General features: G+C 63.5%; 14 protein-coding genes and 1 pseudogene. 10 read left to right on the top strand and 5 right to left on the bottom strand.

The window, feature by feature from the left end; all coding sequences use genetic code 11:
* On the bottom strand, positions 1-863 hold an 863-nt coding region (locus ACK59Z_RS25345), incomplete at its 3' end, for a type IV pilus twitching motility protein PilT (RefSeq protein ID WP_409293936.1).
* 65 nt (positions 864-928) lie between these two features.
* Here ACK59Z_RS25345 and ACK59Z_RS25340 point away from each other — a divergent pair.
* From ACK59Z_RS25340 to ACK59Z_RS25300, 9 genes are all read left to right on the top strand, one after another.
* Complete coding sequence (locus ACK59Z_RS25340) at positions 929-1,615, top strand: YggS family pyridoxal phosphate-dependent enzyme (protein ID WP_047603634.1); 687 nt, start codon at positions 929-931, stop codon at positions 1,613-1,615.
* Positions 1,616-1,653: 38 nt separating this feature from the next.
* The gene (gene proC / locus ACK59Z_RS25335; protein ID WP_004575483.1) at positions 1,654-2,472 is read left to right on the top strand and encodes a pyrroline-5-carboxylate reductase; all 819 of its coding nucleotides are present in this window, start codon (positions 1,654-1,656) and stop codon (positions 2,470-2,472) included.
* Between the two features lie 10 nt (positions 2,473-2,482).
* Positions 2,483-3,073 (top strand): YggT family protein, encoded by a 591-nt coding sequence (locus ACK59Z_RS25330; protein ID WP_108190333.1) that lies wholly within the window; start codon positions 2,483-2,485, stop codon positions 3,071-3,073.
* A gap of 99 nt (positions 3,074-3,172) precedes the next feature.
* Complete coding sequence (locus ACK59Z_RS25325) at positions 3,173-4,312, top strand: homoserine O-acetyltransferase (protein ID WP_003249108.1); 1,140 nt, start codon at positions 3,173-3,175, stop codon at positions 4,310-4,312.
* A 7-nt stretch (positions 4,313-4,319) separates the two neighbouring features.
* Positions 4,320-4,940 (top strand): methionine biosynthesis protein MetW, encoded by a 621-nt coding sequence (metW, locus tag ACK59Z_RS25320; protein ID WP_003249106.1) that lies wholly within the window; start codon positions 4,320-4,322, stop codon positions 4,938-4,940.
* 22 nt (positions 4,941-4,962) lie between these two features.
* Entirely contained in the window at positions 4,963-5,397 is a 435-nt protein-coding gene (locus tag ACK59Z_RS25315; RefSeq protein WP_012053961.1) for a DUF4426 domain-containing protein, read from the top strand.
* Entirely contained in the window at positions 5,394-5,990 is a 597-nt protein-coding gene (rdgB, locus tag ACK59Z_RS25310) for an RdgB/HAM1 family non-canonical purine NTP pyrophosphatase (protein WP_004575480.1), read from the top strand. The genes ACK59Z_RS25315 and rdgB overlap by 4 nt, the downstream gene beginning before the upstream one ends.
* On the top strand, positions 5,987-7,162 hold the full coding sequence (hemW, locus tag ACK59Z_RS25305; RefSeq protein WP_108190332.1) for a radical SAM family heme chaperone HemW: 1,176 nt from the start codon (positions 5,987-5,989) through the stop codon (positions 7,160-7,162). The genes rdgB and hemW overlap by 4 nt, the downstream gene beginning before the upstream one ends.
* Before the next feature lie 9 nt (positions 7,163-7,171).
* Positions 7,172-7,498 carry a DUF3392 domain-containing protein gene (locus ACK59Z_RS25300; protein WP_003249095.1) on the top strand — a complete coding sequence of 109 codons (327 nt, stop codon included), beginning with the start codon at positions 7,172-7,174 and terminating at the stop codon, positions 7,496-7,498.
* 208 nt (positions 7,499-7,706) lie between these two features.
* On the opposite strand, the gene trmB is transcribed toward ACK59Z_RS25300, so the two are convergent.
* The 4 genes from trmB to ACK59Z_RS25280 all read right to left on the bottom strand — a co-directional run bounded on the left by trmB (position 7,707) and on the right by ACK59Z_RS25280 (position 9,980).
* Positions 7,707-8,429, bottom strand: a complete 723-nt coding sequence (trmB, locus tag ACK59Z_RS25295; protein ID WP_004575478.1) for a tRNA (guanosine(46)-N7)-methyltransferase TrmB — start codon at positions 8,427-8,429, stop codon at positions 7,707-7,709.
* A gap of 9 nt (positions 8,430-8,438) precedes the next feature.
* Entirely contained in the window at positions 8,439-9,251 is an 813-nt protein-coding gene (locus tag ACK59Z_RS25290; RefSeq protein WP_003249091.1) for a thiazole synthase, read from the bottom strand.
* A gap of 54 nt (positions 9,252-9,305) precedes the next feature.
* On the bottom strand, positions 9,306-9,506 hold the full coding sequence (thiS, locus tag ACK59Z_RS25285) for a sulfur carrier protein ThiS (RefSeq protein ID WP_003249090.1): 201 nt from the start codon (positions 9,504-9,506) through the stop codon (positions 9,306-9,308).
* Positions 9,507-9,608: 102 nt separating this feature from the next.
* Complete coding sequence (locus ACK59Z_RS25280) at positions 9,609-9,980, bottom strand: DUF423 domain-containing protein (RefSeq protein ID WP_010955645.1); 372 nt, start codon at positions 9,978-9,980, stop codon at positions 9,609-9,611.
* Positions 9,981-10,009: 29 nt separating this feature from the next.
* Between ACK59Z_RS25280 and mtgA the strand changes: the two are divergent.
* A pseudogene (gene mtgA / locus ACK59Z_RS25275) lies at positions 10,010-10,755 on the top strand (monofunctional biosynthetic peptidoglycan transglycosylase).
* Positions 10,756-11,080: the final 325 nt, after the last annotated feature.

Below are 11,080 nucleotides of genomic sequence, written 5' to 3'. Positions count from 1 at the left end.
GCCGGCGTCGCCACCAGCACTTCCCGCGCAGCCACCCGCCCACCCCCCACGCACCTGACCAGCACCTGCGCGACCACCAGGCGCAGCGACTCGGCCAGCATCGCCCGCACCAACGGCTTTTCCTCGGCAGCAAAAACCTCCACCAACCTGTCGATGCTGCTGGTCGCCGAACGCGCATGCACGGTTGCCAGCACCAGGTGCCCGGTTTCGGCCGCGCGCAGGGCCAGGCGAATGGTTTCAAGGTCGCGCAACTCGCCGATCATGATCACGTCCGGGTCCTGGCGCAGCGCACTGCGCAGCCCCTGAGCAAAGCCGCGACTATGGCGCCCCATCTCACGCTGGTTGACCAGGCTGCGCTGGCTGGCATGGATAACCTCGACAGGGTCTTCCAGGGTGATGATGTGCAGCGCCCGCTCGCGGTTCAGCTGGTCGAGTAGCGTTGCCAGGGTACTGGACTTGCCACTGCCGGTCGGCCCGCCCACGAGGATCAAGCCATCCCGACATTGCGCAACAGCTTGAAACACATCCGCAAGGTCCAGCTCACTCACCGTCGCAATACGCCCCGGAATCAACCGAAAGGTAACCGCCGGGCCATTCAACTGGCGAAACAGGTTCAGCCGAAAGCGCCCAAGCGCCGGCAACTCCAGTGCAAGGTCCATTTCGTCGCCTTGGGCCCACTGCCGGCGCTGGTCATCATCCAGCACGCTCGCCATGCCCTCGTTCAAGGCACCCTGGCTCAAGGGCGGCAAGCCCATACGCTGCAACTCGCCATCCAGGCGCAGCATCGGAATCTGGCCCGTCGCCAGGTGCAGGTCTGAAGCCCCCGCATCCACAGCTCGGGCCAATAGGTCGGTCACATCCATGAGACTCCCCAAAGGCCTTCAAGCAGGTAGAATGCCGCAGACCCTACAGCTGCCGGCATCGATCCATGTCCACCCTAGCAGACAACCTTTCCGCGATTTCCGCCCGTATCGCCAGTGCTGCCCAGGCAGTCGGGCGTGATCCGGCCAGCGTCCAGTTGCTGGCCGTGAGCAAGACCAAGCCCGCCAGCGCTATCCGCGAGATCCATGCCGCCGGTGTGCGCGACTTCGGGGAGAATTACCTACAGGAAGCACTGACAAAGCAGCAGGCCCTCAGCGACTTGCCCTTGATCTGGCACTTCATCGGCCCCATTCAGTCGAACAAGACCAAGGCCATCGCCGAGCATTTCGACTGGGTGCATTCCGTGGACCGCCTGAAAATTGCCCAACGCCTGTCGGAACAGCGCCCTGCCGGGTTGGCGCCGCTGAACATCTGCCTGCAGGTAAACGTCAGCGGCGAAGACAGTAAATCCGGCTGCACCCCGGTCGACCTACCCGCGTTGGCCAAAGCCGTAGCCGCACTGCCCAACCTGCGCCTGCGCGGGCTGATGGCAATCCCGGAACCCACCGAAGACCGCGCCACCCAGGAGGCCGCCTTCGCCAGCCTGCGCAAGTTGCAGGAAGGCCTGGGGTTTGGCCTGGACACCCTGTCCATGGGCATGAGCCACGACCTGGAAGCGGCTATCGCCCAGGGCGCGACGTGGGTACGAATTGGCACGGCCCTGTTCGGCGCCCGCGACTACGGCAACACCTGATTCCATGCTTCACTCACTCTTTTCCACAAGGACCTGACATGAGCAAGACACGTATTGCCTTTATCGGCGCCGGCAACATGGCCGCCAGCCTGATCGGTGGTCTGCGTGCCCAGGGCCTGGACGCCTCGCAGATCCGCGCCAGCGACCCGGGCGCCGAGACCCGCAGTCGCATCCAGGCCGAGCACGGCATTGAAGCCTTCGAGGACAACGCCCAGGCCATCGATGGCGCTGACGTCATCGTGCTGGCGGTCAAGCCACAAGTCATGAAAACCGTATGTCAGGCACTGCAACCCAACCTGCAGGATGGCCAGCTGATCGTTTCAATCGCCGCCGGCATCACGTGCGCCAGCCTGCAAAGCTGGGTGGGCGCTCGCCCGGTGGTGCGCTGCATGCCCAACACCCCGGCATTGCTGCGCCAAGGCGTGAGCGGCCTGTACGCCACCGCTGAAGTGTCCGGCGAACAGCGTCAGCAGGCCGAACAACTGCTGTCGGCCGTGGGCACCGCCCTGTGGCTGGAGCAAGAACAGCAACTGGACGCCGTGACAGCTGTGTCCGGCAGTGGCCCGGCGTACTTCTTCCTGCTAATCGAGGCCATGACCGCGGCAGGCGAAAAACTCGGCCTGCCACGCGAAACGGCCTCCCAACTGACCTTGCAGACGGCCCTGGGCGCCGCGCGCATGGCAGTTGCAAGCGATGTCGATGCCGCTGAACTGCGCCGCCGCGTCACTTCGCCCGCCGGCACCACGGAAGCGGCGATCAAGTCGTTCCAGGCCAGCGGCTTCGAAGCCATCGTCGAGCAGGCGCTGCAGGCTGCAGCCACGCGCTCCGCCGAGCTGGCCGAACAACTGGGCAAATAAGGAGCTTTAGATGAATGCACTGTCAGGCGCCGCGATTTTCGTGGTGCAAACCCTGGTCAGCCTTTACTTGGTCGTCGTCCTGCTGCGCTTCGTGCTGCAACTGGTCAAGGCCAACTTCTACAACCCGCTGTGCCAGTTCGCCGTTCGTGCCACCCAACCGCTGCTCAAGCCGATCCGCCGGATCATCCCTAGCGTTGGCGGGCTGGATACCTCGTCGCTACTGCTGGCGGTGGTCATCCAGGCCTTGCTGATGGGCTTTGTGCTGATGGTCACCTACGGTACCTTCGGCGACGTCCTGCACCTGCTGATGTGGGCGATCATCGGCATCACCTCGCTGTTCCTGAAGATTTTCTGGGTGGCGATGATCGTCATGGTGATCGTTTCCTGGGTTGCCCCCAACAGCCACAACCCGGCGGCCGAACTGGCCTACCAGATCAGCGAGCCCGTGCTGGCGCCGTTCCGCCGCCTGGTGCCAAACCTGGGCGGCATGGACATCTCGCCGATCTTCGCCTTCCTGGCGATCCAGGTGATCCAGTCGTTTGTCATGCCTCCGCTGGCCGCCTACGCGGGCATGCCTCAAGAGCTGTGGCGAATGATCTGAGGCTCGCCAGAGCCAGCGTGCCCCCAGTCGCAAGCCTTTGCTTGCCGCTGGGGGTAGCGCTCTTTAGACTTACGCCTCCGTCAAGCGTGAGCAGGGTCGATGTCAACTGTCTTTCCCGAAGATTCCGTCGGTCTGGTAGTACCGCAAACCGCCCGGTTCGATGAACCGCTGGCACTGGCCTGTGGCCGTTCACTGGCCAGTTACGAACTGGTCTACGAGACCTATGGCACCCTGAACGCCAGCGCGAGCAACGCCGTGCTGATCTGCCATGCCCTGTCCGGCCACCACCATGCCGCTGGCTACCATGCCGCCACCGACCGCAAGCCGGGCTGGTGGGACAGCTGCATCGGCCCTGGCAAACCGATCGACACCAACCGCTTCTTCGTGGTCAGCCTGAACAACCTCGGCGGCTGCAACGGCAGCACCGGCCCCAGCAGTGTCAACCCAGCCACCGGTAAACCGTATGGCGCCGAGTTCCCGGTATTGACCGTGGAAGACTGGGTGCACAGCCAGGCACGGCTGGCCGACCGCCTGGGCATCCAGCAGTGGGCAGCTATCGTCGGCGGTAGCCTGGGTGGCATGCAGGCGCTGCAATGGACGATGACCTACCCCGAGCGCGTACGCCACTGCGTCGACATTGCCTCGGCACCCAAGCTGTCGGCGCAGAACATCGCCTTCAACGAGGTGGCGCGTCAGGCCATTCTTACCGACCCTGAGTTCCATGGAGGCTCGTTCCAGGACCAGGGCGTGATCCCCAAGCGCGGCCTGATGCTGGCACGCATGGTCGGCCACATTACCTATCTGTCCGATGATTCGATGGGTGAAAAATTCGGCCGAGAGCTGAAAAGCGACAAGCTCAACTACGACTTCCACAGCGTCGAGTTCCAGGTCGAAAGCTATCTGCGCTATCAGGGCGAGGAGTTTTCCGGCCGTTTCGACGCCAACACCTACCTGCTGATGACCAAGGCACTGGACTATTTCGACCCGGCCGCCACGCACGGTGGTGATCTGGCCGCCACCCTGGCCCACGTCAAGGCAGACTACTGCATCATGTCGTTCACCACCGACTGGCGCTTCTCTCCGGCCCGTTCGCGCGAGATCGTCGACGCGCTGATGGCCGCGCGCAAGAACGTCTGCTACCTGGAGATCGATTCGCCCTACGGGCACGATGCCTTCCTGATCCCCACACCTCGCTACATGCAGGGTTTCTCGAACTACATGAACCGCATTGCCATCTGAGGACAGCATGAGAGCCGATCTGGAAATCATCCACGACTGGATCCCCGCCGGCAGCCGGGTACTCGACCTGGGCTGCGGTAGCGGCGAACTGCTGGCCTCGCTGCGTGACCGCAAACAGGTCACCGGCTACGGCCTGGAAATCGACGCCGACAATATCGCCGCCTGCGTGGCCAAGGGCGTCAACGTCATCGAACAGGACCTGGACAAAGGCCTGGGCAACTTCGCCAGCAACAGCTTCGACGTGGTGATCATGACCCAAGCCCTGCAGGCCGTGGAATACCCCGACCGCATCCTCGACGAAATGCTGCGAGTGGGCCGTCAGTGCATCATCACCTTCCCGAACTTCGGCCACTGGCGCTGCCGCTGGTACCTGGCGACCAAAGGCCGCATGCCGGTATCGGACTTCATGCCGTATACCTGGTACAACACGCCGAACATCCACTTCTGCACCTTCGCCGACTTCGAAGAACTTGTGCACGAACGCCGAGCCAAGGTACTCGACCGCCTGGCGGTCGACCACTTGCACCGCAACGGGTGGGGTGGCCGGCTATGGCCTAATCTTCTAGGTGAGATCGGCATCTACCGCGTCAGCAGTCCGGGCCTGCAAGAGCATCAGCTCGCGGTCTGACGCCCACCGGAGGAATCGCACCATGCGTCGCCTAGCCCTGTTCCTGATCAGCCTGTGCCTGGCCCTGCCAGTATTGGCTGCCGATGCCGCACGCCCCGAGCGCAAGGAGGTATTTGGCGACGTGACGGTGCACTACAGCGCATTCACCTCCAGCATGCTCACACCCGAGGTGGCCGCGGCCACCGGCCTGGTTCGCAGCAAGAACCAGGGCGTGCTCAACATTGCCGTGCTCAAGGCCGGCAAGCCCACCCCAGCACTGGTCAGCGGTAAGGTCAGAGACCTGACCGGGCGCATCAGCCCGCTGTCGTTCAAGCAGATTACCGAACCGGGCGCGGTGTACTACATCGCCCAGTTCAAGATCGAACAACCAGAAACCGTCACCTTCGACCTGACCATCGAAACCGGCGGCATCAGCAACTCTCTCAGCTTCAACCAGGAAGTGTTCCCAGGCGAATGATGAATTTCCAGCAACTCGTATTGGCCAGCCACAATGCCGGCAAACTGAAGGAACTCCAGGCCATGCTCGGCCATTCCGTGCAACTGCGCTCGATTGGTGAGTTCAGCCAGGTGGAGCCGGAAGAAACCGGCCTGTCGTTCGTCGAGAACGCCATCCTCAAGGCGCGCAACGCCGCCCGCATTTCCGGCCTGCCGGCCCTGGCCGATGACTCTGGCCTGGCAGTGGACTTCCTCGGCGGCGCGCCGGGCATCTACTCGGCGCGTTATGCCGACGGCAAAGGTGACGCGGCAAACAATGCCAAGCTGCTCGAAGCCTTGAAAGACGTGCCTGAAGCTGAGCGCAGTGCACAGTTCGTCTGCGTTCTGGCGCTGGTGCGCCACGCCGACGACCCATTGCCGATCCTGTGCGAAGGCCTGTGGCACGGGCGCATCCTGTTCGAGGCCAGCGGCGAGCAGGGCTTTGGCTACGACCCGCTGTTCTGGGTACCGGAGCGCAACTGCTCCAGCGCCGATCTAGCCCCAGCAGACAAGAACCAGCTCAGCCACCGCGCCCGTGCCATGGCCCTGCTGCGCAAACGTCTGGGCCTGGCATGATCGAAATGCTGTCGCCCCCCGGCGCGGCAGGCTTTAGCAGCCTGCCGCCGCTGGCGCTGTACATCCACATTCCGTGGTGCGTACGCAAATGCCCTTATTGCGACTTCAACTCCCACGCAGCCGGGCCTGAACTACCGGAAGATGCCTACGTCACAGCCCTGCTCGACGACCTCGACGAGGAACTGGCTGCCGTACAAGGTCGCCCGATCAGCTCGATCTTCTTCGGTGGCGGTACGCCAAGCCTGTTCAGTGCCAACGCCCTTGGCCGGCTACTGCGTGGCATAGAGCAACGTATTCCGTTCGCGCCAGACATCGAGATCACCCTCGAAGCCAACCCGGGCACCTTCGAGCAGGACAAGTTCAAGGCCTACCGGCAGACCGGTATCAACCGTCTTTCGATCGGCGTGCAGAGCTTCCAGCCAGCCAAGCTGGAGGCACTGGGGCGCATCCACAATGGCGACGAAGCGGTGCGGGCCGCCGACATGGCGCGCGCGGCCGGTTTCGACAATTTCAACATGGACCTGATGCACGGCCTGCCCGACCAGTCGCTGGACGACGCGCTGGGCGACCTGCGCCAGGCCATCGATCTGGGGCCGACACACCTGTCGTGGTATCAGCTGACCGTGGAGCCGAACACGGTGTTCTGGAACCAGCCGCCAGAGCTGCCCGAAGACGACATCCTCTGGGATATTCAGGAAGCCGGCCAAGCGCTGATGGCCGAGCACGGCTACCGCCAGTACGAGGTATCGGCCTACGCCCAGGCAGGCCGCGCCGCCCGCCACAACCTCAACTACTGGCGCTTCGGTGACTTCATCGGCATTGGCGCTGGCGCTCACGGCAAGCTCACCTTTGCCGACGGGCGCATCCTGCGTACCTGGAAGACCCGCCTGCCCAAGGATTACCTGAACCTGGCCAAGCCGTTCAAGGCCGGCGAGAAGCTGCTGCCAGTCGATGAACTGCCGTTCGAGTTCCTGATGAACGCCCTGCGCCTGACCGATGGCGTGGAAGCCGAACTGTTCACCCAACGCACCGGCTTGCCACTGTCACAGCTGCAGGAAGCACGCCGCGCCGCCGAACAAAAGGGCCTTTTGCAGGTCGAACTGGATCGACTGGTAGCCACGCCGAGGGGCCAGTTGTTCCTCAATGACCTGCTGCAGTATTTCTTGACCTAAGGATGACCCATGGATCTGGTACTTGATCTGCTCGCGACGGTTTCCCGCTGGAGCCGCAGCAACCTGTCGGAGATTTCACTGGCCTTGGTAGGCTGCCTGCTGGTGCTGTTCGGCACCGATGTCAAAGCCTGGGCCGAGCAGCGCCTGGGCGGCCTAGCGGGCGCCCTGCGCGTGCCGTTCATGGCGCTGATGGTGATGATCGGCAGCGGTGCTGCGCTGATCTATGCCACACCGTGGGTGGTGAAGGGGCTCAGCCAGTTCAACAACTATGCGTTGGCGCCTGTGTTGCTGGTGGTGCTGGTATTGATTGGCGTGGTGGCGGATCGCCGAGGCTGAGCCAATGGCCCCGGGCCCTTGTAGGAGCGGGTTCACCCGCGAAAGGGCCGGCCCTGCTGGCCAATCTCCACCCGCCGTTCACCGTTGCCGCCACTACCGTATTCGCGGGTGAACCCGCTCCTACAAAGAAAAAACCGCCCTTCTCAAGGCGGTTTTTTCGCCTGCATTCCTGCAGGCATCGGCACATCGAGAAGCCCGTATCAGCCGCTCAATCCACCTTCTCGAACTTCAAGTCCCACACCCCGTGCCCCAGCCGCTCACCGCGGCGTTCGAACTTGGTGATCGGGCGCTCTTCGGGGCGCGGCACATAGGTGCCGTCTGCCGCACGGTTGCGATAGCCAGGAGCTGCGCTCATCACTTCCAGCATGTACTCGGCATACGGCTCCCAATCGGTGGCCATGTGGAACACACCACCAGGCTTGAGCTTGCGACGTACCAGCTCGGCGAACTCCAGCTGGACGATGCGGCGCTTGTGGTGACGCGCCTTGTGCCATGGGTCTGGGAAGAACAGCATCAGGCGATCAAGGCTGTTATCCGCCACGCAGCGGTTCAGCACTTCGATGGCATCGCAGTCATACACCCGCAGGTTTTTCAGCCCCTGGGTCAGCACGCCATTGAGCAGCGCGCCAACACCCGGGCGGTGCACTTCCACACCGATGAAATCCTGCTCAGGTGCGGCAGCGGCCATTTCCAGCAGGGAATGGCCCATGCCGAAGCCGATCTCCAAGGTGCGCGGGGCCGAACGGCCGAACACCTGGTCGTAGTCCACCGGGCTGTCAGCCAGTGGCAGGATGTACAGCGGGCCGCCTTGGTCCAGGCCGCGTTGCTGGCCTTCGGTCATGCGCCCGGCACGCATCACGAAGCTCTTGATGCGGCGGTGTGGGCGGGCTTCGCCGTCGGGGGTGATCGGCGTATCGTGCGATTCAGTCATCAGTTGCTCTTACTTGATCAGACCATCCAGCGGCGAAGAGGCGCTGGCATAGAGTTTCTTCGGCATACGGCCGGCCAGGTAGGCCATGCGACCCGCGACAATGGCGTGTTTCATGGCCTCAGCCATCAGCACCGGCTGCTGGGCGTGGGCGATGGCCGAGTTCATCAGCACTGCCTCACAGCCCATTTCCATGGCGATGGTGGCGTCGGATGCGGTACCCACGCCAGCATCGACCAGCACCGGAACCTTGGATTCTTCCAGGATGATCTGCAGGTTGTAGGGGTTGCAGATACCCAGGCCGGTGCCAATCAGGCCAGCCAGCGGCATGACCGCGATGCAGCCGACTTCGGCCAGCTGACGGGCGATGATCGGGTCGTCGCTGGTGTAGACCATGACATCGAAACCTTCCTTGACCAGCACTTCGGCGGCCTTGAGGGTTTCGATCACGTTGGGGAACAGGGTTTTCTGGTCGGCCAGCACTTCCAGCTTCACCAGCGTCCGGGACTCGTGCGATTTGCGCCCATCGAGCAGTTCGCGGGCCAGACGGCAAGTGCGTACCGCTTCCACCGCGTCAAAGCAGCCTGCAGTGTTCGGCAGGATGGTGTACTTGTCGGGCGACAGTACATCGAGCAGGTTCGGCTCGCCCGCGTTCTGGCCAAGGTTGGTGCGGCGCACAGCGACGGTGACGATTTCGGCACCCGAGGCCTCGGTGGCCAGGCGGGTTTCTTCCATGTCACGGTACTTGCCGGTACCGACCAGCAGGCGCGACTGGAAAGTACGCCCGGCCAGGGTGAAGGGCTTGTCGCTACGAACGTTGCTCATCGTTGTTCCTCGGGAAAAGGTTGCAGGGCTTGCTTGTGAACCGCCGGGCTGCTGTCAGCCGCCACCGATGGCGTGGACCACTTCGACCTGGTCGCCGTCATTCAGCAGCGTGCTGTCGTGCTGGCTACGCGGCACGATATCCAGGTTCAGTTCCACTGCAACACGGCGCCCGGTCAGTTCCAGGCGCGCCAGCAGGGCTGCAACGCTTTCGCCGGCAGGCAGTTCGTAAGGTTCACCGTTCAATTTAATGCGCATGCGCACGGCCACCATTGTTCTTTGGGGCCAGCATTCTAGCGCCGAACCGCCCTGCAACCCAAGGGCGGTGCGCGCCATTAGTCGTGATTGTGGACCACTCGGTCAACCCAGCCGCCAGGCTGCCAGGCCCAGGCACAGCCAGCCGACAAGGAAGCACAAGCCACCAATCGGGGTGATGATGCCAAGCTTGCCAAGGCCACTGAGGGTCAGCAGGTACAGGCTGCCGGAGAACAGCACGATGCCCAACGCAAACAGGCCGCCAGCCCACCCGACCAGGCGCCCGGGCAGGTGCGCCGAGAGCACCGCAACGCCGAAGATCGCCAAGGCATGGACCAGTTGGTAAGTCACGCCGGTATGGAAGATTGCCAGGTAGTCAGCCGTCAGCCGGTTTTTCAGGCCATGAGCGGCGAAGGCGCCCAGGGCGACACCGGTAAAGCCAAAAAAGGCGGCAAGCATCAGGAAGCTGCGAAGCATGGGACGACTCCTTGTATCGGGTCTGTATAATGGCCCCTTCCACCCTTAGGGCCAAGCCATCGACATGCTGTCAACGCTTATCCGTCGCCTCTCCCGCGCCCTGCTCTGGTTCGTTGCCGGCAGCATCGTGCTGGTGCTGGTGTTCCGCTGGGTACCACCGCCCGGCACGGCGCTGATGGTCGAGCGCAAGGTACAGTCTTGGGTGAATGGTGAACCGATCGACCTGCAGCGCGACTGGGAGCCATGGGAGAACATCTCCGATGAGCTCAAGGTTGCAGTCATTGCTGGCGAGGACCAGAAGTTCGCCAACCACTGGGGCTTCGACCTCCCGGCCATTCAGGCGGCGTTGGCCCACAACGAGCGCGGTGGCAACATTCGCGGCGCCAGCACCCTGACCCAACAAGTGGCCAAAAACCTGTTTCTGTGGTCAGGCCGCAGCTGGTTTCGCAAGGGGCTGGAGGCCTGGTTCACCGCACTGATTGAGCTGTTCTGGTCGAAGGAGCGGATTCTCGAGGTCTATTTGAACAGCGCCGAGTGGGGCAAGGGCGTGTTTGGTGCCCAGGCGGCGGCGCGTTATCACTTTGGTGTCGACGCCAGCCGGCTCAGCCGCCAGCAGGCGGCGCAGCTGGCTGCGGTGCTGCCTAGCCCCATCAAATGGAGTGCCAGCCGGCCGAGTGCCTACGTGGCCAGCCGGGCCGGCTGGATTCGCCGGCAGATGAGCCAGCTGGGCGGGCCCAGCTACCTGATGCAGCTGGACTCATCCAGAAAGCTTTGAATGCAGGCCCGGCCCTTTCGCGGGTAAACCCGCTCCTACGGGCAACCGCATCCCCGGCCTCCTCGCGGGCAAACCCGCGCCTACGGGCAACCGCATCCCCAGCCTCCTCGCGGGCAAACCCGCGCCTACGGGCAACCGCATCCCCGGCCTCTTCGCGGGCAATCCCGCGCCTACGGGCAACCGCATCCCCGGCCTCCTCGCGGGCAGACCCGCGCCTACAGGCAACCGCATCCCCGGCCTCCTCGCGGGCAGACCCGCGCCTACAGGCAACCGCATCCCCTGTAGGAGCGGGTTTACCCGCGAAGAGGCCAGCAAAGCCAGCACA

Origin of the sequence: Pseudomonas sp. KCJK9058 (assembly GCF_046230975.1) — a bacterium.
In the GTDB taxonomy this organism is placed as follows: Bacteria; Pseudomonadota; Gammaproteobacteria; order Pseudomonadales; family Pseudomonadaceae; genus Aquipseudomonas; species Aquipseudomonas alloputida.
The sequence above is the reverse complement of the archived record's forward strand: the minus strand, read 5'-3'. Positions and strand labels throughout refer to the sequence as shown.